Below are 25242 nucleotides of genomic sequence, written 5' to 3'. Positions count from 1 at the left end.
ACTTCGACTATATAAAATAGTAATTTTATTAGATGTTTATATTCTTTTTTCATTTTTATTTAGTTAAATAGATTTCAACTAATTATCTATTTATTCTGCCATTGAATCTATCATTTTAACACAAAAACCATCTACATAGTAGAAAATTAAATTTAAGATGGCACCAAAAAGATACAATTTCATCAAGCTGTCTCCATCATTTATACTACTTAAAAGAAACACAGTAAACATATAGACATTTTGTAAAATGAATACGGGTTTATTAATATTATTGATTTTTTGAAATAATAATCTTATTAGTAAAAAAAATGGAGATATATAAACGATATAAAGTAAACTACTCATTACATCAATAGAACCACTTGTGACTTTTACAAATTTTGATAACGCATGGTCTCTTAAATATATATGGAAAACAAGAATTAGTATCCATTCAATAACAAACAAGGCTGATTTTAAAGCTATTTTTTTCATTGTTTTATTCTATTATTTGCATTTGTTGTGAAATATAAATCGTGTAAAATCACCCAAGGAGTTTGTTTCATTTACTATTTCTTTATTTTTTACATTTATTAAATAATCTCTGGTTCTATTTACATCATTTTGATATTGTAAATCTAATGATTCTTGTGTTATTACTGCTGTTGCTATCATGTGGGCTTGCCAATTCTTTAAGAATTTATATATATCAATATTATTTTTTTTATTATGCAAGGCTATTTCAACATCAATCACTCCTCTCATCGAGCATTTATTTTTAGTAACATAATCAACCATTCGCCGAAATACACCAATATTTAGTTGACCAGATAAATTAAATTTAGATTTTAGTAGTGCAGCTAAATTCTTCACATAAGAGAGATACCAATCACCTCTAATAAAAATATAATCTGCATTTGCTTTATCCACTGTAGCATGCTCCCAAGTCATAAAACAATCCGAACAGCCGTATAATCTCAAATTGCCGTTTTTAGTAGGGTTTTGAGCATATGCTTTATAAACATCTATAAGAAAATCTGAAAGTTTAACTCTTTCTCCTCTTGAATTTACCCAAACACTACTTTTATAAACTAAGCCATAATCAAGATTCCCTCCATATTTTCGTACATATTCATTGATTAATTGCATCCATTCAGGCACTTTGTTTTCTATCATTCCACTACTCACATTTTGCCAAGATAGCATTAGTTTTTGTAAAATATCAGCTTCTGCTTCAGATATACCATCTTCCACATTTACCCCCTTAATATCTAATTTCTTCAAATCACTGGGGTTTATACTTCTTAGTCTTGTATGTGCATAGGTATCTCCAAATCTATGAATTAAAAATCCTAAAGTTTTCAAATCAGAAGTGGGTGTACTCATAATACCAATAGCAGTAAGAAATTCTTCTACTCCATGAAATCCTCCATTTAAAGTATGATATATCTTTTGTAATGTACCTTTAGACCAAGTATCATCTACTGTGTAATCTCTATTTTTAAAATTAATATCAGTATCAGGGTCTTCTGTTGCAATTGCTAACTTTCTTGCTTCATTGTCACTCATTCCTAACTGTAACGCAATAAGATAAACAGTAGAAAAGTGTCCATCTGTTTCCCAAAGTGGCTTTACTTTAAGACAGTCGTTTATTTCTTCAATAGTCTCTTTAACAATCCTCTCATTTACGTCTGATGAAGTCTTAGTCTTCTCATTATAATCCTTTATAAGAATTTCACCCTCATAAGTATTTGCCAATAATTCTGCTGCATTTCCATAATCACAACTTTCAATATTGCCATTGAGAATAGCATTAATAACTTCCTGCTTATTCTCGGGCAGTTTATAGCTACCTATGGTATTTAAAGCAGATTCTAATTTCGGCAAGAATATAGCTACTTTTTCAGCAGATATTTTTCCATCTGTATCTTTTAAAAGATTAATATCGGCACATATTAGACTGGCAATATAGCCAGCCATTGCTTGTTTGAGTTGCACCTTCGTTTCGTTGCAAGTATTCGTAGTTCTTGCACTTGCAAGAGAGGCTTCTGTTTGAGCAATTACTTTAGGTTTGATTGTATAACTTAACGAACAATCAGTGCCATCAATGCTACAAACTGCTTTATAAGTAGTGGGTTTATTGTTTACTCGAATAGCAATTCCTCCTAGTTCATTTTCTTCTACGCCATAATAACTAAATCCAGCACCATCATTTTTATACCAATTCACTACCACAGGGCAAGGTACATTGGGTTTTAGGTCGAGTTGTTCATTGATAAGCCATGTTTCCTCTTTTGTGGTATTTTGCCAACCCTCGCAGTCAAAAGCAATAACGCCAATAAATGCACTGCAATTACTCCCACACTTGACTGTATAAAAAGTTGTTCGGTCATTTTGTTTGGTTTTAATGACCGTATTTGCACTAAATTGATTATCCCACGACCAAATAGGATTACTACACCCTACGACTTCTACTTTGATTTCTTGTCCAGGTTTTACCACAGGAAAACCATAATATGGCTTTTTATCGGAGGAGTTTTTGTAGAAATTGATACCAAAGTTTTTAGGGCAATTGCCAGTGCTACCAGCCAACACCGCCCCAGAACCTATTAATTGAACCTTAATTGTCAGGGTTTTGCTTGCTTCAAAATCATCTCCTTTACAAATAGCCTCGAATGTTTGAGGTGGACTAACACTAAGTGTGCGAGATGCTTCTCCTTGAGCATTTCCATCAGACCAATAAACCGTTCCACCGACACATCCGCTTGCATTAAGGGTAACTAAGTCAGTCTTGCCAAAAGGAATTTGAGTTTTATTGGCTGTTAGTTGGAAATTCTTTAATGTAGCCCCAACTGTCACTTCTATCTCTGTTGGTGAAAAACCTATTTTTTTACAAGTAGCAATGAAAACTGCCGAAGTATTTAAGACAATTGAAGCATCAGTCGCTGAATGATTAGGTATTATTTCTCCTGTATTTTTGTTTTTCCAAGTAACTGTTCCATTCGTACAGCCTTGTCCGAGTAGTTTTACAGGCGTGTTTTCATTTTTATAAACTATACTTGGCGAAGCTATTGGTTGAAAATCTTCACAAATAAGCGTCGGAGCAACAGTTTTAATAATCTTAATCTCTTGCGAAGCCTTTTCACCCATACATAATGCCTCATAAGTGCTTGTTTCTGTGGGCTGTACTTGAATAGATTGTCCTGTTTCTCCTGTACTCCAAGTCACTTTATCGGCACAGCCTTGTGCTATTAGCGTCAACTCATCTGCTATTTTATAAGATTCTTTTGAGGGTTGTACGATAATTTTAAATGGATTTACTGTAAGCTTTATTATATCTCCGCAAGAGGTCAAAGGGCTTCGGCTACATAAAGCAAGGTAAGTAAAGGTCTTTTTAGGCTTTTCAATGATTGTATTGCCTGTTTTTCCTACATTCCAAGTAACAGTAGTTGGGCAACCAGTAGCAGTAAGTGTAATTTCTTCACCAATATCAATATTATTTGTCTTAGAACTGCTGACAGAAAAAGGAGTACCAAAATAATTTTCACAGGGTAAATACACATCTACTGTTACTTCACTTTGGCAGGTTTTAGTATATGCAGTATTGTAGCCACAAATACCACCATACTTGCCTGTACAAGATAAAGTAAATGTTGTTTTTGAATCAATTTTGCTTGGATTATTTGCCTCTCCAGAAATGCCATTCACATTGATGAATTTCAATGAAACATTTGTATATTCACTTGCCATTGTGCAAGATGTTGTCAAATGAACATCTTCTATAGATGTTTTTACAATTTCAGAAGAAGCAGTAATAGCAGCAGTACATTCAGGTGGATTTACATTGATAGTCAAGGGCATAGCTTCACAGCCATCTTTGCAGAGACCTATATAGGTAGTGCTTTTTGAGGGACATATAGAAGGTTGAGTTTCATTGATTAGCTCGTCATCGTGTTTCCATGTCACAGCACCATTGCATCCTTGTAATTGTAGCGTAATTCCATCTCCTTGAATAATAGAAATAGCTTTACTCGACCAAACGTTTTTGCGTTGTATTCTATCATAGTACAATACACTTGCTGCTGTTTGGCAAGTAGTAAAACTACCCGAATTAGCATCGCTTGTTAGATTAGTGCCAAAAGCAACTAATTCATACTGATAAACTTGTTCGGGGTCTAATTCTTTAAGTGTTACTGTATTTCCCTTGTCAATTGGTACAAACTTTTCTGTTCCACTGATGTCTTTATAGGCTAATTTATATCCTTTATGCAGTTTGTTTTTGTCCCAAGCAAGGGTGAGGGTATTTTTATCAATTTTGGTTATTTTAACATTTTCAGGAATGGGTAGTTTACGTTCTAATGTTGTAAACTCATTGGTATAAGTATCGACCAATTTATCACCTATATATCCTTCAATTTTAAACTTATACAAACTATTTTCTTGTAGTTTTTTAAGGTCTAAGCGATTACTGTTAGTAATTTCTATTAGTTCACCACCAGATGAAGTTTTATAACTGACCACATATTTGGTAAATCTTGGGTCATTTTCCCAAATAATGGTTGATTCGTTTGCTGTTATATCCGCAACAATGACATTCTGTATTTTCGGCAGTTTAGGCTTTTGCTCTTCCTGCAATGCTTTGATTTTCTCAATAATAACATCAATCTTTTCTTTTAAATGAGGGATGATAGGATAAGCATTCCCATTATCAATGGTTTGCTTATCAGCTTTGAGTTGAGAAATGATGGCTTTCATATCGTCCATTATTTCTGCTAATTTTGGGCTACTTTCATTAGAAAAAGTTTCAGTAAACTTATCTTTCCAAGTGTTAATAGCCACTTCAATTCCTTTGGTATAAGTTAATAAATCTTGCTTTTCTTGTGGTATGGCTGTTCCTTTTGTAGCTATTTCTTCGCCTTTTTCTTTGTATTTAAGCAAAGTAGCCTCTAAATCTCCATGAAATATCGTTGGGTCGGTCAACTTGATGATGTCGGCAATGGTTTTGATTTGCTCGTTTTGTAGTTCACTTTGACCAATGTTTCGATTACGGAAATAACCCGTATCAGGAACTTCATAAACACAACCACCATGCGTACCGTCTTCACCTTTTTTGATTTTTATTCCTGCAAACTCAACTGCCATAAAAGCATCATCCAGAAAAGGGAGTTTCACTAAACCTTTACCCGAAAAAGCATTTTTAGGACTTACTTCTGTCACCAAAACTGCAAAATCATAAATACCCAATACATCACCAATAGCTAAAGAAGTCAAATCCTCACCTGTTGGAATTGGGATTTTTGGATGGTCAATGCTACATTCTTCATAAGAACTGGCATTATTGGCACATTTAGGTTTGATTATTTTTTCAAAAATATCAGCTACGCTCTTGGGTTTTATTGAAGTTCCATCGCTCAACAATTCAACTTTGATGCTGAATGGATCAAGAATGGCGGGGTGGAACGCCACCCGGTCTAATTCTTCAAGCTTTTCATCAAAAATAGAGTCGTCAACAAGAAACTCAGTAATATCAGAACTTGGCCCGCCAATAACAGGATTGCTATTATCTAAAGCACCAAAGGCATTGGTATTTGCTCCACAGTTGGAACTAACTTTAAATTCATAAGCAGTTTTGTCTTTCAAATTAGAAATAACCGTACTTTTTCCATCAACAGTTAAATTATTCCAAACATTACTTTGGCTTTGTTTGTACCAAACTGTTGTCGATGTTTCATCATTTTGTTCCCAAGTAAGTTCTACTCTTCCTTTCTCAATTGGATTGATAGTCAAACCTTCAGGAGCGATACAAGGCTTGCCAAAACTAAAACTTACGACCTGACTTTTGCCTTCATTTTCATAATCATCAAAACCATTTATGTCTGATTCCTGTACTTGAACGGCATAACGTTTACCTTTTTCTAAGGCGATATTGGCAGCCCCATAGTTGAAATAAGGAGTAGTGGTAGTTATTTCAATGGGTTGAATGCCACTATTGGCTACCATATTTGGGTCTTCTCCAGCATTTAAGGGATAAATGCGAAGTTTATAAGTTTTTCCTTGAGCAGTATTCAATGAAGCTGTGCTTCGACTTGTCCAAGAAAATAAGATATTTTGAGGATTTGTAACAGGAAGAATAGCCCCTTCCTGCGGAATATTGATGATGGGAGGATAATTTTTGAAAACATTCATCAAAGCCATTCCAGTATTGGAGACTTGTCTATGTCTATCAATTTCATAAGCTTCTACCGTCCAAGTATAAAGTCCTTCGGGTAATCTTCCACCTGCATACAAAGCACTTATGTCAATTCCATCTACCACCAAATTTGAAATATTAAAATACTCTGCCAAGTCTGCCGAAGTAAGTAGCATTGCACTACCAGGATGTAAGAGAATCGTTTTACTTGGAATAAACCCATCAACTGTACGAATATCCACACCAACACCCGACAAACGGATTTTCAGATAAACATCGACCGAAGGTTTTGTTAAATCTTTGAGCAATAAATGCACCTTAAACATCTCGGTACTGGTACTAATTTCTGACCATTTCAAAGAGAAACTTGGCTTAACGATGGGTGTACACGTAACGGGATAGTTTTGGGCAAAAAGTATATTGGATATTAGTAAAAATACCAATAGTAGCAAATGGTGTGAGATTCGTGTGTGCATAGTCTTTTAAATATCACTTCTACTATTTTCAATAGAAGTTCTTAGCAATTGTGTGGGAGATTATATGCCATTTATTATCAAGGATAAAAAAGATTAACCTAAAAAAAGATAAATGGCATATATCATAAACAAGGGGGGAACTGAACTGCCTTAGGGTTTTAAATTAGCCGAACTATTACTTTCAATTTTATTGGTTTCTCTTTGTCGGTTAGAAAGTAAAGAATTATATTGCTCAATGAGGGCATTCAATTCTTTAATAGTTTTAGCATATTCCGCTGTATTTTTTATTATTTCAAAGGCTTCTAACAACTTGCGTAGCTCAAAATAACACTCATTTGTTTCATATCTTTTGGCTCTAAGCGTTTCTGTTGAGGCTGTTCCATATTCTTGTGTACGAACGATATATTTTTCATTAAATAATTGATTAGCAACTTTCAATTCATCTTTCCAAGAGATTAAGTTCAGAGTTGATAAAGCACTATTGAATTCAGGTTTATTCTCCCAATCATTGATAATATTATTTAATATGGCTGTTTCACTTTGGTAGTTTTCTCGGGCAATACTCGAATTATATAGCTTTAAATTATTTTGAAGTACCGAAGCTGCATTACTAATACTCGCTTCAAAATGAGAAGAATAACCATTGATAATAGCTACCAAACCATTAATGGCTCGGTCTCTACGTAAGTCTAAAGCTTCTATTTCTGGTGTAATAGCACTTGAAGTAGTTTGCTTGAATAATGTTTCTAATTCACTAATCTTTCCTAAGAAAGTCTCATATTGAGGCTGAATCGACAAAGCAACTGGATTGTTTGCTTGTATTAAAGTAGCAAAGTTTTTGCAAAATTGTATGTATTCTGCATTTCTAAGTTTTGGTAAATCAATTGAAATAATCATTGTATATAAAATTAAAAGTTTGTTTGGTTTATATTATTTATTTTTCCGCAAAGGTTCTCGCACTTTGTAGCAAGGTTGCGGAAGGTTCCGCAAGGTTCTCACACCTTGCAGCAAGGTTGCGGAAGATTCCGCAAGGTTCTCGCACTTTGCAGCAAGGTTGCGGAAGATTCCGCACGGTTCTCGCACATTGCAGCAAGGTTGCGGGAAGTTCCGCAAGGTTGTCGCACCATTGCAGCAAGCTTTCAGGAAGTCTCGAAAGGTTCTTGCACTATCACAATCAATTATATGTAGCAATGAAAGGTTCTTATGCATCAATCTCAAGGTTGTGTAGTAAATTAGTTATAAATTAACTGCTGTCTATTGTAGGGAAGGGTAAAGTTATTGATAGTTAAAGTGGCTTCGTTTTACCAAAAATACAATAAATGAAATGATAAAATCAAATGAAAAATGTACTTAAATTAGATTATGTATGATTATATTTATATTTTAAGCTAATTACGAAGTAGGAAATTTTTGAAGCATGAAAATTTAGCAACAAAAAAGCCATCTCAATATGAGACGGCATTGTTTGATAATACTATCATTATTTCGAAGATTCCTATTAATTCAAATGCTTAATTTGGACTTTTGTCTTAACTATCATAAGCTAGTAATCAACTCACCTGTTTTTTCTCAATAAATTCTTTGAACGCTTTGCGGTAAGTATCGCTGATTGGGAGGAAGTTTTTGCCGATTTGTACTTTTTCTTTGTCAATGGCATCAATTGCATCGAAGGCAATGATGAAGGAATTATGAATTCTAATAAATTGATTATCAGGTAATTGTGTTTCCAAACTTTTCATGGTTTGAAGCGTAACTACTTTTTTATCTTTGGTATGAATGCTTACGTAATCCTTCAATCCTTCGATGTATAAGATTTCATTCAAACGAATTTTAACCAATTTTGTACCATCTTTTACAAAAATAAAAGCCTGACTACCTTCTGAACTTACAGTGATTTCCTGTACGATTTTTTCTTGTACAACTGGCTGTGAAGCAGTAAGTCGAATGGTAGCTTTTTCTACGGCTTTAAGAAAACGCTCCAAACTAATAGGTTTCAATAAATAATCAAAAACTTCCAATTCATAGCCTTCTAAGGCATATTCAGAATAAGCGGTTGTGAGAATAACCAAAGGCTTTTTTTGAAGAATTTTAAGTAAAGTGATACCCGTAATCTCAGGCATTTGGATATCAGAAAACATAATATCAACCGAATTTTCTCGCAAGAAATCTAAGGCAGCCAATGGACTCGAAAATGACTTGACCAAAGTCAATTGTGGCACTTTCTTGACATAAGCCTCCATTAAATTACGAGCCAATGGCTCATCTTCGATGATGATACAAGTAAACAATTGAATAATGATTAATTATTAATGGTTAATTATAAATTGTTAATGTAATAAGTAAAGTGTTAATTATTAGGTATTTATAAATTCTGTACTTCCAAAATCTAACTCCTAATCCCTAACTCCTAAAACCTAACTCCTAATTCCTACCCTAAATTCAACTTCAATACAATTTTATAATCTTTTTCGTCTTCGTTTACAATTAACTCATAATTGTTTGGATAACTTAAATCTAACCTACGATTAACATTTTGTAAGCCTATTCCTGATTTTTCATTCGTGTTTTCCATATTTTGAGGCAATTTACTATTTTCTACACTATAGGTGCAAGCCTTGCCTTCAATATCAATCAGAATATTTACATAGGCATTAATTGAATTATTACTTACGCCATGTTTAAACGCATTTTCGAGAAAGGTAATAAATATCAATGGTACAATCTGAACTTCGTTAGGATTTCCCTTTATTTCAAAGTTGATAGGCACTTGATTATCCAATCGTAGTTTTTCGAGACTAATATAGTTTTTCATGTATTCAATCTCTTTACTCAACGAAACTTTCGGATGATTTGAGTCATAGAGCATATAACGCATCATTTGCGAGAGTTTTTCAATCACCTCCGTTGTATTCGGAGAATTAATCATGGCAAGGTAATACAAATTATTAAGTGTATTGAACAAAAAATGTGGATTTATTTGGGCTTTCAAAAAACGTAATTCAGCAGTCAATCTTTCATTTTCAATTTCTCTTTTCTTAGCTTCTAATTCAAACCAATCTTGAGCAAATCTCAGCATACCAACAAAAATCGCAATGAATAGCGTTATCATGCTATGTTGCACAATAAACTTTGTAGAATAAAGAAATCCTTTAGCCTCTTTCAAATCAATATATATATACCTTTTAAAATAGATATGAAGTGCAATAATGATTGCAAAAGGAATAAAAAATTCTAATAAATATCGGCCGATGTTTTTGTGTAAAAGAAAGCGAGGAAGCCAATAAAAATAATTCAAATAACTAACACTGGCTGTAAAAAGTATTTGAGTTGAGGCATCCAAAAAAGCTCTTCCATAATCAGTTTCTTCGCCATGACGGGAGAAGGTGATTTGATAGAAAAAGAATGAAAAATATAAGCACCAAAAAGAAAAGTGCAACAAAAATATCCTATTACGCTGAATGAAAGCTTGCATATTTTTTGAGTATAAATATTAGGTAATGATTTTCCTTAGCAACCGTTAATCATCTTTCAAAAATAGATTGCTAAAACTTAAATAAACGATTCTAAAAGCAAAAGTCGAGAGCTAATGGCTGATTACCAAGTATCAAAGTTTGCTAAAAAACACTTTTAAAAGCAAACATTTTGTATCAAAATGCTTCGTTTTTGCCCTTTTTTCTACATTTCGGCATTTTTATCCGATAATTCAGCTGATCTATTCTACACTTCGGTATTGTCGAGTTATTGACCTAATTGTCGAGCCGTAAAGCCTAATTATCTATTTATAAAATGTATGTCAAAATTTACCCTTTGATTTGTAGCATAATTCAAACAAAAAGAATTTAAAGACAAGACATTCTAAACAAATTAAAATATTACAATTTAAAAAATACTACAATGAAAAAGTTAATCTCAATACTCAGCCTTATCATATTTACCACTGGATTGGTATCGGCACAGTTTGGCCCTGGTGGCCCAGGAGGTATGGGTGGACAAAGAGGGGACGGCAATGGCAGGCCTCAATCTAACACTCAAGCTCCAACACTTAATCTTGATGGAAATGCTCCAAAAGGAAATTCAAAAATATTTGGTTTCGTAATAGATGAAACAGTGACAACTGCCGTAGAATTTGCTAACGTGGCATTATATAATAAAGCTACAAAAAAAGTAGTTGACGGAACAGTAGCTGATGAAAAAGGAAAATTCTCAATGAACAGAGTTGCCGCAGGTGAATATAATTTAGTCATTACTTTTATTGGTTTTACTGATAAAACAATTGAAGTAAAAGTAGAAAAAGGCAAAGACAATGATTTAGGTGTAATTAAATTAGCTCAAAGTGTAAAACAATTAGATGAAGTAACGGTAACTGCAGAAAAATCAATGATTGAAGAAAAAGTAGATAGATTGGTTTATAATGCTGAAAAAGATCTTACTTCAAGAGGTGGCGATGCTGCTGATGTACTTCGCAAAGTGCCCATGTTATCGGTTGATTTAGATGGAAATTTAAGCCTTCGTGGCACGTCAAACTTAAAAGTTTTGATTAATAACAAACCTTCAACAATCGTTGCGAGCAGTATTGCTGATGCCTTGAAAATGATTCCAGCCGATTTGATTAAAACTGTTGAGGTTATTACTTCACCTTCAGCTAAATATGATGCAGAAGGCTCGGGTGGTATCATTAATATCATCTTGAAAAAATCAACTTTACAAGGCTTAACTTTAAATCTTGACTCGGGAGTTGGTATTCGTGGCTCTAACTTGAGTTTAAATGGAAATTATCGTCAAGGTAAATTAGGTGTTACGCTTGGTGGATTTGGTCGTGCATTCTACAATAAATCTTATACAACATTAGACCAAAGTACAATCAGAGGTGGCAATACAATTTTGACAAACCAAACTGCTAATGCTTTTGATAATGGTTTATTTGGTCGTTATAACTTAGGTTTTGATTATGATTTAGCTAAAAATCAATCATTAACAGCCTCGGTTGCATTTGGTACTCGTAACTTTACCCGTACGCAAGATTATACAATCAATCAATTTACCAACAATCTCTTGAATTCGACATCATTTCGTGATGTAACCAGTAGAGACTTATCGAACTCGGTTGATATTAACTTAGATTATATACGTACTTTCAAACCTTCTCAAGAATGGTCAATTTCTGGTCAATTTAGCCAAAATAAATTAACTAATAACTTCGATGCAGATTTATTGAATAATTCACAAGAATTGTTGAGTCGTCAGAAAAACTTGAATACGAACTTTAACAACGAGATTACTTTACAAACAGATTACCAAACACCAATCAAAACAAACCAAATGTTTGAAGTTGGATTGAAAACGGTGATTCGTCAAGTAAACAGTGATTATGAATACCGTATTGCAGGTGCAACAGGTTCGTTTGCTTCTGATGCGAAAAATCCAGCAGGTTTATTGAATTATAGTCAGAATATTGCGGCAGGATACGTATCATATACATATTCTACTAAAAATAAGATTACTTTCAAAGCTGGTACTCGTTATGAATACACAAAAATTGATGCAAACGATCAAAACAAAGCAATTGTGATTCCTGCTTACGGAAATTTAGTGCCAAGTGTGAATATTTCAAAACCATTAGGTAAATCTTCAACTTTGAAATTGGCTTATAATAACCGTATTCAACGCCCAGGTTTGCAACAATTGAATCCAAATTATAATGCTGCCAACCCTCAAAGTATTTCAATTGGAAATCCAAGTTTGAAACCTGAAATTTCAAACAACGTAGAATTGAGTTTAAGTACAAACATCAAGAAAACATATTTGAATATGTCAGTGTTTACTCGTCAGACCAACAACTCAATTACTCGTATTACCATGCCATCAGATACTTTGCCAGGAGCAGTTATTTCAACTTTCCAGAACATTGGTAAAGAGCAAACCATCGGTACAAATATTTTTGGTAACTTTTTTATCACTTCAAAATGGACAGTTAATGGTGGAATTGATTTATTCTACAACTATTTGGAAGGACAACAAGTTGGCTTAGATGGTATTTCTTCTAAAATCAGTAATGATGGTATCGTGATAGGTGGACGTTTACAATCACAACTTTCTCTTAAAAATGGTTGGGCAATTCAAGCATTCGGTGGATACAGAGGAAACCGTGTACAATTACAAGGAACACAAGGTGGAATGGGGATGTACTCGGTTGGTGCAAGAAAAGATTTCAAAAACAAAAAAGGAAGCCTTGGTTTAGCTGTTGATAATATTTTTGGTGGAATGACCATGAGAAGCACATTAACTTCACCACAATTCAACCAAGTAAGTGTTAATAATATTTATAACCAAAATATCAAATTGACATTCAGCTATAAAATTGGTAAAATGAAATTTACCGAGACTAAAAAATCTAAAGTGAAAAATGATGATGTGAAGTCAGGTGGGGATAATAATAATAATTAAGACTTTATAAATTGTAAGATTAGGTTTCAAATGGCTTGCGGCTTTGCTGCAAGCTAATTTTTAAATATTAAAATGATGTTTGTGACTATTTTAGGCGAGGAGAATTTCAAATAATTTTTTAAATCTTTACTAAGATGAAAAATAGGTTTATAATACTTTCAATTTTAATGGCAATAATCTTTTCTGGATTTGCAACTAAGAAAACAGCAAAAGAATCCATTGATAATAATAATGTACTAAAAACTAATAAAATTGTCTCCCTTGCCAATGACTTTAAAGCGGCACTTTCTCCGATTCAAATCACCGAATTGGAATTTGCCTACACAATGGACAATATTAAAGTTTGGTCAAATCTTCCTGCTTCTTTATTTCCAAGATTAGGAATTAGAATTGGCGATTTAAATGAAACACAATTAAAAGCGTTGAAAAATCTCATAAAAGAAATGACTGGTTCAGCTCCTAATGAAGGCTGGGATGAAATTCAACAAGTTTGGTTAGCCGATGATTTTCTGAATACAAAGGAAGCTGGTGGAAAATATGGTGCTGGTAATTATTACCTTGCATTTTTAGGAAAACCATCAATGACAAGTACCTTTGAAATAATATTGACTGGCCACCATTATACAATTGCCAATACTTACAAAGATGGGAAATTGATCGGTGCAACCCCTCGCTTTGAAGCGGTTGAACCATACGTTTTTCAAACAAATGGTAAAGTTTATTCACCTATTAGTCAAGAAAGAGATGCCATGTCGGCTTTATTAAAAGGACTGACTGAAGCACAATTGAGCCTTGCAAAATCTCCAAATACATTTACAAATATACTTTTAACACCTTCAAAAAATTGGGTTTTTCCCGAAAAACATACAGGATTACAATTAGTTGACTTGACAGCCTTACAGAAAAAATTAGTAATTGATGCCATTAAAACGTACACAGCTGATATCAATGATGATGATGCTGCCTTGATATTGGCAAAATATGTTAGTGAATTAGACAATACCTACATTACATTTAGTGGAACTACTTCATTGACAAATCAGAACGATTATATACGAATTGATGGGCCTAGTATTTGGCTCGAATTTAGTGTGCAACGGGGACAAGTGCTCCCTAATGAACCCTACCATTTTCATTCAATTTGGCGTGACAGAGAAAGTGATTATGGGGGAACCCGTAATTAGTTAGCTGAAGAACTAAATGTTCTTCCAATACATTATTTTAGTGCAACAAGGAGGACAGGTTTCTAAACTCCATTATTCATAAATACTTTGACAAAATGTGTTACATTTTTTTATTATATTGTAATTTTAGAAAATCAACCTTTTAAATTGAAATTTTATGAATCAAGAAATTATCAACCTATTTGACGAATATACTCATAAGCCGCTCAGTCGGAATGAGTTTATGAAACGTTTGGCTAAACTGACAGGTGGTACTGCCGCAGCTATTGCCATTTTACCTTTGTTAGAAGTAAATTATGCCAATGCAGCTACAATTGCTGAAAATGATGAAGATTTAATTACCGAAGACATCACTTATGAAGGCGATGGCTCAACCATGAAAGCATACTTTGCTAAACCTAAAGCAGCAACAGGAAAATTAGGTGCAGTACTTGTGATTCATGAAAATCGAGGACTCAATCCTCACATCAAAGATGTAACACGTAGAGTTGCCAAAGCAGGCTATTTAGCTCTTGGTGTCGATGCTTTATCTCCTTTAGGTGGAACCCCAGCCAATGAAGACGAAGCTCGTGGATTATTTGCTAAATTAGATGCTCCAAAAAATATCAATAATTTCTTGAAAGGTTTTGATTATTTGCGTTCACGCTCCGACTGTAATGGAAAAACTGCCTGTGTTGGTTTTTGTTGGGGTGGAGGATTAGCCAATCAATTGGCCGTCAATTCACCAGACTTGAAAGCGGCAGTGGCATATTATGGTCGTCAAGCTGATGCTGTTGATGTACCAAAAATAAAAGCAAAACTTCTACTTCATTATGGAGGTTTGGATGAAAGAGTCAATGCTGGAATTCCGGCTTACGAAGCTGCCCTTAAAGAAGCAGGTAAAAAGTATGAAATCTTTGTCTATGATGGAGCAAATCATGCGTTCAATAATGATACTGCACCGACCCGTTACAATGCCGAAGTTGCAAAATTAGCTTGGGAGCGTACACTAAAATTATTTAAAGAAACGTTGTAGGGTGCATTAACAATTATTAAGTTTAATGATAGTGTTCTGTATTATTAAAATGTTTGGCTCAACCTATCAAGTCTATCAATTTTATTCGTTAATGATTTGTTAAAGAATATTTATTAGTTTGTCGGAACATTATATGTTGTTACATTTGTTAAAGAATTAGTCTAATTATTCATAAGTATTAACCAAAAAAAACAATTAAAATGAAAAAAATTACCGTTCTCGCTATTGCTTTATTAGTATCAGCAGCTTCTTATGCTCAAAAATGGACAGTTGACAAAGCTCACGCAAAAATGACTTTCACTGTGACTCACTTATTGATGTCAGAAGTTGATGGCGTTTTCAAAAGTTTTGATGCAAGTATCACTTCTTCAAAAGAAGATTTCTCGGATGCAGTTTTTGAATTAACTGCTGATACAAAGCAAATTACAACCAACCAAGAAATGAGAGATGGCCATTTGCAAAAAGCTGATATGTTTGATACTGAGAAGTTTCCAACGATGACTTTCAAAAGTACTTCAATCTCACCAGCAGGAGCAAAAAAATACGTTTTAAAAGGTGATTTGACATTGAAAGGTGTTACAAAACCAGTTACTTTAGACCTTACTTTGATTGGAACAGGTACAAACCGTCAAGGTAAAAAATTAGTTGGTTTCAAAGCATCTGGTACTGTAAAACGTACTGATTTTGGCGTAGGTGCAATGCCATCAGCAGTTGTTAGCGAAGAAGTTGAGCTAAGAGCAAGTGGTGAGTTTGTAGCGAACTAATAATCATAGTCAATGGATAATACGTCCACGATTATATAAAAGCATTCCGAAAGTTTCATCTTTCGGAATGCTTTTTTGTTTATTTCGATTTTCAACTCCCCTTTCTCTTGATTTATGATTTTCATCATATTTTACATAAACTCATTTCCATAGGTTTGTAGAATAAATAGTATTAAAAATCAGTACATTTGATAATGAAATTTTATCATCAGTCGTTATTCATTTTAAATTTCCAATTATTCCTATGACTTCCGTAAACGACCTCATTGATAACTCAAAAATGCTTCAGTTGATAACTGAAAGATTAGACAATACACCAAAGACTAAAGCAATTAATCATTTGGAAATGAATCATGAGTTGATTGAGCTAATCTTAGATTTGTACAATGATGATGAAGATTTTCCTTTCGAGAAAATGCGAAAGTTTTCGGTTGAAGATATATTGGATTATTTGCAAGTAACACACCAATATTATTTGAGCAAAAAATTGCCTGAAATTGAACAGTCATTATTGCATATTTTTAGTAAATATGGTCAAAGTCATCAACTATTGGCAAGTTTAGCCATTTTCTTTAATGACTATAAAAACAAATTAGTTGACCACATTCGGATGGAAGAAAAACAACTTTTTCCCTATATCAGAAAGGTGATTGTTGCCTCGAAGGTTAAGACTGTATGTGCTGGAAGTTTGGAAATTGACCCTAATTTTTCAATCGAAAAGTTTATTTCGAGTCACTCGCCGATTGAAGATGAATTGAAAGAAGTGAGTCAAATTATCAAGAATTATTCGAGTAATGAAGCCATTCCGTTGCCATATAAAATATTCTTAAATCAAGTCGAACTTTTTGAACTTGAGCTAAGAAAACACGCTATCATCGAAGACCATATTTTAGTTCCAATGGTCATAGAACTAGAGCAAAAATTAAAAATGCCTTTGAGAAATTAAAACCATCTTTCCTCTAAAAAGCAAGCCTCGACTCTCAGTTGGGGTTTTTGTTTTTTAATCAATTATAATAAATAGGCCTTTTAAAGGAGATGTTAAAAACTAAATAGGGTATTAAAATCAATAATTTTATCAATAAATGGCTAATTATCAATATTTTATAAAACTATCGGCTATCGTTTATTGACCATTAGCTACTTAATGGTATATTTGTAAATAATAATGCTTTGATAATCCTATTAATTTACTGAAAACAATTGCAATTTAACGAACTTAACCTTCATGAAAGCGTCCTAAACGGAGTGGATGCCATGAATTATCTACAAACTACACCTATTCAGGAACAAGCGATTCCAATAATTCTTGAAGGAAAAGACTTAATTGCTTCTGCTCAAACAGGTACTGGAAAAACAGCAGCTTATTTGATTCCCCTGCTTGACCAAATCAGCCGTGAACAAAGTAATCAGACATCGGCTTTGGTGCTTGTACCTACTCGTGAGTTGGCTAAACAAATTGATGAACAAATCGAAGGTTTTAGTTATTTTATCAATGCAACCAGCATTGCCATCTATGGTGGAGGAAAAGGTGAAGATTGGGACCAACAAAGGAAAGCCCTTGTAAAAGGAGCCGATATTATCATTGCAACACCAGGACGTTTGATGGCTCACATGAATTCGGGCGAAGTAAATTTTAAACATATCAAGTGTTTGGTTTTAGATGAGGCTGACAAAATGCTCGATATGGGTTTTTCTGATGATATTCTTTTTGTGCTAAAACATCTCCCACAAAAACGCCAAAATCTAATGTTTTCGGCAACAATGCCTAAGAAAATAAGAGATTTCGCTAATAAAATACTCAATAATCCCGAAGAAATTAGGTTGGCCGTTTCAAAACCTGCGGCAGGAATTGATCAACAATTTTACTTAGCATCGGATGAACAAAAATTGCCTTTGTTGATACATTTGATGAAAAATACGGACGCACAATCGGTGATTATTTTTTCTTCACAAAAAATGATGATTGAGCGAATTGTGAGAGCCTTAGCAAAAGCTAAATTTGAAGCTAAAGGTATTTCGTCAGATAATTCTCAAGAAGAAAGGGAAGAATATTTGAGAGGATTTAAGAATAAACAATTCAAAATATTGGTTGCAACTGATGTACTTTCAAGGGGAATTGATATTAATAATTTGAATTTAGTCATTAACTTCGATGTGCCACGAGATGCTGAGGATTATATTCACCGCATTGGACGTACCGCACGAGCTGAAACTACTGGCACAGCCTTTACTTTTATTAATGAAAAAGACCAATATCGCATTGCAAGCATCGAAAAATTACTTGAAAGGGAAGTAGAAAAGCAAAACATTACCGAAAGCTTAGGTTTGGGTAAAGCTCCTGAATACAAGGCTTCATCTCTTCCAAGAAAACCTTTTAGAAAACCTGAAGGCGGCAGTAAAAAGAAGTTTTATAATAAAAAAAGCAACGGGAATGAAAAAAGTGCTCCTAAAAGTGGAGAAAAATGATAGAAATCGAAGGGGCTGTTTTTATGATAGCCCCAAGTATTAAATTTACTATATCAACCTTTCTATTGCAAGAAATTTACTTTATTAAGCTTACATTTCTATCGGAAAATATCACGCCTCCTTTTTCTTCTAAAATACCTTTTGAAACCCAAATAAAGAAGGATAATTGATGCCACACCAAAAAGCAATGATAGAGAATTGAGCGAAACTAAGGCAAGTAGCACCGCAATACCCAAAATGATAAACCCTGTATAGATTGTTGAATTGAAAGGAACTGCTTTTCGTCGCTTTTTTACATGTTTATTTTCATGATGAGACTGATTTGGGAATATTTTTTGAAAAAATTTGCCTTCTTTTTTATTGATTTTTGATTGCTTCTTTTGCCTTTTTCTGTCATCCCATGATGCATATTTATTTAATGCAATATCTTCTGTCGATTGAGGTGAAAAAGACTCATTTTTATCTAAATCAAAAGCAAAAGTATCAGCTGAAACCATTAAATTAAGTTTGGTGAAATTTGTCAGAATTTCGGATTTAGGACTATTTTTCTTAGGAGAATAGCTGAGATTAGTCGATTTTTGAAAGTAGGCAAAATCTTTTCGACAGGATGAAAAGACAAGCAATGAAAGAAATAAAAAAATCAGTTGCTTCATTAAAAGTTTATTTGAGTTAAGATATTTTTAGACTAACAAAACGATGTAGTGGCGTATTTGTTGCAAGCATAATACCTTCGATTGGGAAAGTTTTATCTTTAAATACATACTAACTTGAAACCAAAGGCTTACCTTATTAGTTTATCTAAGCAGAATTTGCTTAATTTTGTAAAAAGTTGATAAGATTGAATAATCAAGAATACAACTAAATAGCTTTTGGGGAGCATTTGGCAATGACTGCCGACGGTGAACCAAAGAATATAAACTATTTTATGATAGAAAGACCAATAACCGACTGGTTGCCGCTTACCAAAAAAGAGGTTGAAAAAAGAGGCTGGAATGATGTAGATGTAGTATTGATTTCGGGCGATGCCTACGTTGACCACCCTGCTTTTGGTACTGCCGTAATCGGGCGGATTATAGAAAGTGAAGGTTTTAGAATTGCGATTGTAGCTCAACCCAATTGGCAAGACGATTTACGTGATTTTAAAAAATTTGGCAAGCCAAAATACTTCTTCGGGGTCACAGCAGGTTGCATGGATTCGATGGTGAATCATTATACAGCCAACAAACGCTTACGCTCCAATGATTCTTATACTCCTGGGGGTGAAGCAGGTTTTAGACCTGATTATGCCACAACTGTTTACTCCAAAATATTAAAACAACTGTATCCTGATGTTCCTGTTTTGATTGGAGGAATCGAGGCATCTCTTCGCCGTGTAACACACTATGATTATTGGAAAGATGAGCTAATGCCAACGATTTTGGCAGATTCACAGGCCGATATGTTGGTGTACGGCATGGGTGAGCAACCTTTGCGTGAAATGCTCAATTTACTGAAAGCAGGAGTGCCATTTAATGAAATCAGAGATGTAAATCAGATTGCTTATTTACATGATTCGCATGAAGGATTGCCCGACTATAAAGGTTGGAATACTGTCGAATTAGCAAGCCATGAAGTTTGTTTGCAAGATAAAATCAAATATGCCTCCAATTTTAAGATTGTAGAAGTTGAATCGAATAAATGGCAAGCCAATAGAATTATTCAGAAGGTAGGAGAGAAGACCTTGGTGATAAATCCACCTTTCAAAATTATGGATGAAAAGGAAATTGACCAATCATTTGATTTACCTTATACTCGTTTGCCACATCCAAAGTATAAAAATCGTGGGCCAATTCCTGCCTACGATATGATTAAGTTTTCGATAAATATGCACCGTGGATGCTTTGGCGGCTGTAGTTTTTGTACAATCTCGGCACATCAAGGGAAATTTATTGCTTCTCGTTCTGAAACTTCAATTATGAAGGAAGTTGAACAAATTGTAAAACATCCTGAGTTCAAAGGCTATATTTCAGATTTGGGAGGGCCGTCGGCAAATATGTATAAAATGAAGGGCAAAGACGAAGATATTTGTAATCGTTGTCAAAGTCCAAGTTGTATTCATCCAGTTATTTGTTCTAACCTTGATACTTCTCATAAGCCCTTGACAAAGATTTATCAGCAAGTAGATGCTCATCCAGAAGTGAAAAAGGCTTTTGTTGGTTCGGGTGTGCGATATGATTTATTGGTTGATGATTTCAATAAAAATAATAAAGATGGCAATCACGACGAATACATGGAACAGTTGGTAACTCGCCATGTTTCGGGACGTTTGAAAGTTGCTCCTGAGCATACATCTGATGATACGCTTCGTGTGATGCGTAAGCCTTCGTTTAAGTATTTTAGAAAATTTAAAGACAAATACGATAAGATTCAAGAAAAACATAATTTAAAGCAGCCTTTAATTCCTTATTTTATTTCATCACACCCAGGTTGTGAAGAAGCTGATATGGCAAATCTCGCTGCTGAAACCAAAGATTTAGGTTTTCAGTTGGAGCAAGTACAGGATTTTACACCTACGCCAATGACAGTTGCCGAGGTGATTTATTATTCGGGAGTTCATCCATATACTTTACAACCCATCAAAACAGCCAAAACTCGTGAAGAGAAATTGGCACAAAATCGATTCTTTTTTTGGTATAAACCTGAATTTAGAACTTGGATTCGTAGTCGTTTGCACAAACTCAATCGCCCCGATTTAGCAGAAAGATTATTGGCAAGCCCTAAGAAAAAAGAACAAGATTCTGTAGCTATTGGTGATAAGAAGAAGAAAAAGAAGAAATGGTAGAATATTTTTAACGACGGCAAGCAGTTCCACTGAGGGTTAAACCTTGCCGTCGTTTATTATAAGCTGAGTTAGCACCGATTTACTGTTTCTGATAAACCCTCACATAATCAACTTCATACTTAATTAGCTTAGTTTCGTGCTTTGGTTCACCGCCATTTTGCCCACCAATAGCCAAATTTAGCAACAGAAAATGTGGCTGTAAAAAAGGGTTTTTCCCATCTGGATTAATCGTTTCTGAAAGGGAGGTTGAATTCAAAAGTTCATCATCTAAATATAAATTAATGCTTTCAGGTGTCCAATCCATTCGCCAAATATGGAATTGTTTTACCCAATCTTCATTTTTATCAGTAAGATACTTCAAATTAGTTTTTGAATCATCCCATTTAGCAACATATTGCTTTTCTGTTCCGTGAGCTACATTGGCCAATATTGTTGGTTCAGATTTTACTCGATAAAATTCCATAATGTCGATTTCGCCATTTGATGGCCATTGCCCCGAACTTCCTAAAGTCCAGATGGCTGGCCACGAACCAAGTGTTGTATCAATTCTTGCTCTGATGAGAAATGTACCAAATTGCCATTCTTGCAAACCTTTGGTCTGAATACTTGCCGATGTAAAGTTAATTTCTTTTCTATTTTTTCGCCAATTTTGACTATTAGCTTCATAATTTGGATTAGCTATTTGTACTCTTTTTCCTTCAATTAATAAAACACCATTACTGCAATTGGCATTTTCTTCTTGATACCATTGTAATTCTTCGTTGCGTACAAAGCCTTTTTCATACTTCCAAAATTTTGGATTGGGCTTGCCGTTTTCATTAAACTCATCTTGCCAAACGAGCTTCATGCCTGCAATGGGTTTCGCTTCGCTGAAATCTGAGATTTGAGGGTTTGTTTTTTGCCCAAAAGCAGTTGAAATGCTTAAAAAGAGTAAAAAAAAGAAGTTTTTGTTCATTTTGTTTCAAATATTTATAAAACATAAATATCAGATTATTTACGATTATTACAAAAAAAATAAGGCTTTTAAAGTGGAATAAAGCAAAAAGCCCTCACTTTAATGAGGGCTTTTTTTGACTATTCTAATACGAAATTGTTTGTCGTTGAAAGTGTGCCCTGCCAAACTATTCATAAGCCATTACAATAAGTATTTACCTTTATAGTAACTTTACCACCCGCAGCAGGACTAAATTTTGTTCCTCGCTTCATCACTATTTTTTTTGATTGAATATGATGAATTGCAGTGCCATTTACTATATATTGATTAGAAGCGTATGGACTAAGAGTTAACAAATCTCTTGCAGTTTGTTGAGTTTCGCCGCTACTAAAAGTTGGCGTAAAAACGCCAGCACTATTAGGATTCGCAACAACATCTTCGTTGACATAAGCCATTACAGTTGGATTTGTTCGCATCATGGCATTCATTCGCAGGCCTTGTCCATTCGTAAATGTTGTGCGACAAGCTCTGTTGCCGTATGCCATTATATTGTTAGTCATAGGAGCATACGATTCAGCAGGCGAACAATCATCGAATCGGCCTCCAGTATAGACACAACTCTCATCTACGCTATTTGGGTCAATATTATCATCGGCTGGGGTATCGCATATTAAATCTCCCTTGGTTTCACAATTATAGCATGGATTGCTTGTAACTCTGGTTACATTTTCTCTACCTGCTCCCGTGTCAAATGTATGTGCCAATCCGAGGCTATGCCCAACTTCATGACTTAAAGTTGTTAAATTTGTTGTACTGCCAATAGCTCCACTCCACATACTAAGGATACCCCCATAAGACACACCATTTAGCCCTGGAAGATTTTTATGAATAAAAATATTTATGCAGCCAGGTACTGTATAGGGTATTAGTTCATCAACCTCGGTATCTGCATTTTGGTCGTTGAGGTCTGTACTATTTATTTGTCTTAGATTGATAAGCATAAAGCATATTGATTGTGGACTATAATGATTCCTCATATTCTGAAATTGCGACATAATTTCGGCATCTGTGTTGGCTCTGTTAGTTCCGTTATCATCAGCAAAAACCGTTATGTATATTCTGACACAGAGGGGTTCATTAATTGCGGTTATTGTTCTGATATTTTCTAACTGTGCTTTCGTAAAAACAATAGGATTTTTTTCAGATTTAGTGCCACAATCAATCTGTGCTTGAGCTATAAAACTTCCCAATAATATATTGATTAATAAGGATAATTTTTTCATTATTTTAGATGTTTTTGATAATTACTTTTTTTGCTCAAAACGTTTTTCCAAATCTTCTATTTTCTTTTCTTGCTGAATACTATAAAGCGTTAATTCTTCTATTTTTTGCATCATTTTTGTCATTAATTCAGAAACTTTGCCTCCATTTTCCTGTAAATACTTCGCCGAAGGAACATCAGGTAAATGTTTGTTAGTTTTGATAAAATTCTCCACTTCATTGAGGGGTTTTAACTTGAATTTTTCATCAAAAACATAATCTGCCCAGCCAATTTCAACTACCATTTCATAAGCTCTAATCGTTCCTAAAACGTCTAATTTATTGACAGGATTTGCTGTGCCAATACCTACATTTCCATTGCCTTTGATTCGCATGGTCTCAGTAAATGAAGCACTATTGCCATAACCAAACAAAATATTTGATGCAGCTAAGTCAGTATGAATTTGTAAGGCATTTCCTTGAATACCAAAGCCATAGTGATTGCCAGAATTACCAAACAGTGAGATTTTATCACCTGTTGATGAAGCAAAGTTTAGTGGAAAGCCTGGCGTAGCATTTCCAATTCCTACATTTCCATTGCCTTTGATTCGCATCAGCTCATTTGAAGTAGTTGTATTTACACCAGCATAAAAAACATGGCTTGAGGTAGTATTTTCTATTTGGTATCTAAATGTACCAGGATTTATACCAAAACCAGCAAAAGTATTATCATTATCACCATCGTCATAAAGCACTATTTTTCGGGTTCTTAGGCCGTCATCGAAGTGTAAAAGACCTGATGGGTTATTATTAAAAATTCCAACTTTGCCATTTTTCACAGTCATAACTTCAGTATTATTTGAATATAGATGTAATGAACTTGTACCTCCGCTTCCATAACCCATGTATATATCTTTATCTGCTGTTCCATTAGTATTTTGCAAAACTCTTACATTGGCATATTGGTCAGCCGTTGATAAATCAAGACCTTGGCTTGCCGCTGTACCACCAATTACTAATTTTGCAGTTGTTGGATTTGAGTTTCCAATACCTACATTGCCATCACCTTTGATTCGCATCAATTCTTTCGAGCTTGTCGAATTTATTGCAGAATAAAATACATGACTCGTTCCAGGTCGATTTGATTGATACCTGAATTCTCCAGAGGTACTGCCCAAACCGACATATTGATGGTCATCGTTTGCCGTTTCATAAAGAACAATTTTTCTATTTGCAAGGGTATTCGCCAATTGCAGAGGTGCATTTGGAGTGGTTGAACCAATACCTACATTGCCATCACTATTTATTCTCATTCTTTCTGTTGGCAAACTCACAGTCCCTTTGGTTATGGTTGAAAATCTTAAATAAGTTCCATTGGCTGTTGGTGTAAAGTTTTCATCAGCTACTATCTGAATGGCAGTGTTGCCTCCACCACCAGCGTTTGAATAAACACTTCCATTATAACCAGAGCCATCAATTGATAATAACCAATTATCTTTATTGACTGCTATTGGAGCGGCAGATGTTCCGAGTGACCTATATCCGATGATACTGGGCCAATATCCACCATTACCATTTCCACGTAATTTTAATTGATTATTTGTGGTTGGTTCTATCGTAATGCTACTTTGAGCAAAACCAGAAAAACAAGCGATACAAAAAATAATGACGAGAATAAAGTGTTTTTTCATGGGTAAAAATAAGTTTTT

16 protein-coding genes are annotated in these 25242 nt (G+C 34.3%); 7 read left to right on the top strand and 9 right to left on the bottom strand.

Annotation, left to right across the window (positions count from 1 at the left end; all coding sequences use genetic code 11):
- Positions 1–90 precede the first annotated feature (90 nt).
- The 5 genes from ACQUQZ_RS15895 to ACQUQZ_RS15875 form a co-directional block, all read right to left on the bottom strand.
- Positions 91–474, bottom strand: coding sequence for a hypothetical protein (locus tag ACQUQZ_RS15895; protein ID WP_435356010.1), 384 nt, complete (start codon positions 472–474; stop codon positions 91–93).
- 12 nt (positions 475–486) lie between these two features.
- Entirely contained in the window at positions 487–6645 is a 6159-nt protein-coding gene (locus ACQUQZ_RS15890) for a hypothetical protein (RefSeq protein ID WP_435356009.1), read from the bottom strand.
- Between the two features lie 150 nt (positions 6646–6795).
- Positions 6796–7542: a DUF6261 family protein gene (locus ACQUQZ_RS15885; RefSeq protein WP_435356008.1), complete on the bottom strand. Its 747-nt coding sequence runs from the start codon at positions 7540–7542 to the stop codon at positions 6796–6798.
- Positions 7543–8195: 653 nt separating this feature from the next.
- Positions 8196–8933: a LytR/AlgR family response regulator transcription factor gene (locus ACQUQZ_RS15880; RefSeq protein WP_435356007.1), complete on the bottom strand. Its 738-nt coding sequence runs from the start codon at positions 8931–8933 to the stop codon at positions 8196–8198.
- Positions 8934–9073: 140 nt separating this feature from the next.
- Positions 9074–10117, bottom strand: a complete 1044-nt coding sequence (locus tag ACQUQZ_RS15875) for a sensor histidine kinase (RefSeq protein ID WP_435356006.1) — start codon at positions 10115–10117, stop codon at positions 9074–9076.
- A gap of 422 nt (positions 10118–10539) precedes the next feature.
- Between ACQUQZ_RS15875 and ACQUQZ_RS15870 the strand changes: the two genes are divergently transcribed.
- The 6 genes from ACQUQZ_RS15870 (at position 10540) to ACQUQZ_RS15845 (ending at position 18518) form a co-directional block, all read left to right on the top strand.
- The gene (locus tag ACQUQZ_RS15870) at positions 10540–13089 is read left to right on the top strand and encodes a TonB-dependent receptor domain-containing protein (RefSeq protein ID WP_435356005.1); all 2550 of its coding nucleotides are present in this window, start codon (positions 10540–10542) and stop codon (positions 13087–13089) included.
- A gap of 167 nt (positions 13090–13256) precedes the next feature.
- Positions 13257–14273, top strand: coding sequence for a DUF3500 domain-containing protein (locus tag ACQUQZ_RS15865; RefSeq protein WP_435356004.1), 1017 nt, complete (start codon positions 13257–13259; stop codon positions 14271–14273).
- Positions 14274–14430: 157 nt separating this feature from the next.
- A complete protein-coding gene (locus ACQUQZ_RS15860) occupies positions 14431–15288 on the top strand; it encodes a dienelactone hydrolase family protein (RefSeq protein WP_435356003.1) in 858 nt (285 codons plus the stop codon).
- Positions 15289–15488: 200 nt separating this feature from the next.
- Positions 15489–16052: a YceI family protein gene (locus ACQUQZ_RS15855; RefSeq protein ID WP_435356002.1), complete on the top strand. Its 564-nt coding sequence runs from the start codon at positions 15489–15491 to the stop codon at positions 16050–16052.
- Between the two features lie 244 nt (positions 16053–16296).
- Positions 16297–16998 (top strand): hemerythrin, encoded by a 702-nt coding sequence (locus ACQUQZ_RS15850; RefSeq protein WP_435356001.1) that lies wholly within the window; start codon positions 16297–16299, stop codon positions 16996–16998.
- 308 nt (positions 16999–17306) lie between these two features.
- The gene (locus ACQUQZ_RS15845) at positions 17307–18518 is read left to right on the top strand and encodes a DEAD/DEAH box helicase (protein ID WP_435356000.1); all 1212 of its coding nucleotides are present in this window, start codon (positions 17307–17309) and stop codon (positions 18516–18518) included.
- A 98-nt stretch (positions 18519–18616) separates the two neighbouring features.
- Here ACQUQZ_RS15845 and ACQUQZ_RS15840 read toward each other — a convergent pair whose 3' ends face one another.
- Entirely contained in the window at positions 18617–19171 is a 555-nt protein-coding gene (locus tag ACQUQZ_RS15840) for a hypothetical protein (RefSeq protein ID WP_435355999.1), read from the bottom strand.
- A 272-nt stretch (positions 19172–19443) separates the two neighbouring features.
- On the opposite strand from ACQUQZ_RS15840, the gene ACQUQZ_RS15835 reads away from it, so the two are divergent.
- Positions 19444–21339, top strand: a complete 1896-nt coding sequence (locus ACQUQZ_RS15835; RefSeq protein WP_435355998.1) for a YgiQ family radical SAM protein — start codon at positions 19444–19446, stop codon at positions 21337–21339.
- 79 nt (positions 21340–21418) lie between these two features.
- On the opposite strand, the gene ACQUQZ_RS15830 is transcribed toward ACQUQZ_RS15835, so the two are convergent.
- The 3 genes from ACQUQZ_RS15830 to ACQUQZ_RS15820 form a co-directional block, all read right to left on the bottom strand.
- Entirely contained in the window at positions 21419–22294 is an 876-nt protein-coding gene (locus ACQUQZ_RS15830; RefSeq protein WP_435355997.1) for a glycoside hydrolase family 16 protein, read from the bottom strand.
- Positions 22295–22464: 170 nt separating this feature from the next.
- The gene (locus tag ACQUQZ_RS15825; protein ID WP_435355996.1) at positions 22465–23556 is read right to left on the bottom strand and encodes a M43 family zinc metalloprotease; all 1092 of its coding nucleotides are present in this window, start codon (positions 23554–23556) and stop codon (positions 22465–22467) included.
- A 21-nt stretch (positions 23557–23577) separates the two neighbouring features.
- Entirely contained in the window at positions 23578–25224 is a 1647-nt protein-coding gene (locus ACQUQZ_RS15820; RefSeq protein ID WP_435355995.1) for a hypothetical protein, read from the bottom strand.
- Positions 25225–25242 lie beyond the last annotated feature (18 nt).

The organism is Emticicia sp. SJ17W-69, assembly GCF_051209875.1.
GTDB lineage: Bacteria > Bacteroidota > Bacteroidia > Cytophagales > Spirosomataceae > Emticicia.
This window is presented reverse-complemented; position numbering and strand designations above follow the sequence as displayed.

Bases quoted from the DNA above. Each gene is read 5' to 3' on its own strand.
- ACQUQZ_RS15845 (WP_435356000.1), top strand. From the start codon at position 17,307: ATGAATTATCTACAAACTACACCTATTCAGGAACAAGCGATTCCAATA.
- ACQUQZ_RS15835 (WP_435355998.1), top strand. From the start codon at position 19,444: ATGATAGAAAGACCAATAACCGACTGGTTGCCGCTTACCAAAAAAGAG.
- ACQUQZ_RS15830 (WP_435355997.1), bottom strand. From the start codon at position 22,294: ATGAACAAAAACTTCTTTTTTTTACTCTTTTTAAGCATTTCAACTGCT.
- ACQUQZ_RS15865 (WP_435356004.1), top strand. From the start codon at position 13,257: ATGGCAATAATCTTTTCTGGATTTGCAACTAAGAAAACAGCAAAAGAA.
- ACQUQZ_RS15885 (WP_435356008.1), bottom strand. From the start codon at position 7,542: ATGATTATTTCAATTGATTTACCAAAACTTAGAAATGCAGAATACATA.
- ACQUQZ_RS15855 (WP_435356002.1), top strand. From the start codon at position 15,489: ATGAAAAAAATTACCGTTCTCGCTATTGCTTTATTAGTATCAGCAGCT.
- ACQUQZ_RS15820 (WP_435355995.1), bottom strand. From the start codon at position 25,224: ATGAAAAAACACTTTATTCTCGTCATTATTTTTTGTATCGCTTGTTTT.
- ACQUQZ_RS15875 (WP_435356006.1), bottom strand. From the start codon at position 10,117: ATGCAAGCTTTCATTCAGCGTAATAGGATATTTTTGTTGCACTTTTCT.
- ACQUQZ_RS15840 (WP_435355999.1), bottom strand. From the start codon at position 19,171: ATGAAGCAACTGATTTTTTTATTTCTTTCATTGCTTGTCTTTTCATCC.
- ACQUQZ_RS15850 (WP_435356001.1), top strand. From the start codon at position 16,297: ATGACTTCCGTAAACGACCTCATTGATAACTCAAAAATGCTTCAGTTG.
- ACQUQZ_RS15870 (WP_435356005.1), top strand. From the start codon at position 10,540: ATGAAAAAGTTAATCTCAATACTCAGCCTTATCATATTTACCACTGGA.
- ACQUQZ_RS15895 (WP_435356010.1), bottom strand. From the start codon at position 474: ATGAAAAAAATAGCTTTAAAATCAGCCTTGTTTGTTATTGAATGGATA.
- ACQUQZ_RS15825 (WP_435355996.1), bottom strand. From the start codon at position 23,556: ATGAAAAAATTATCCTTATTAATCAATATATTATTGGGAAGTTTTATA.
- ACQUQZ_RS15890 (WP_435356009.1), bottom strand. From the start codon at position 6,645: ATGCACACACGAATCTCACACCATTTGCTACTATTGGTATTTTTACTA.
- ACQUQZ_RS15860 (WP_435356003.1), top strand. From the start codon at position 14,431: ATGAATCAAGAAATTATCAACCTATTTGACGAATATACTCATAAGCCG.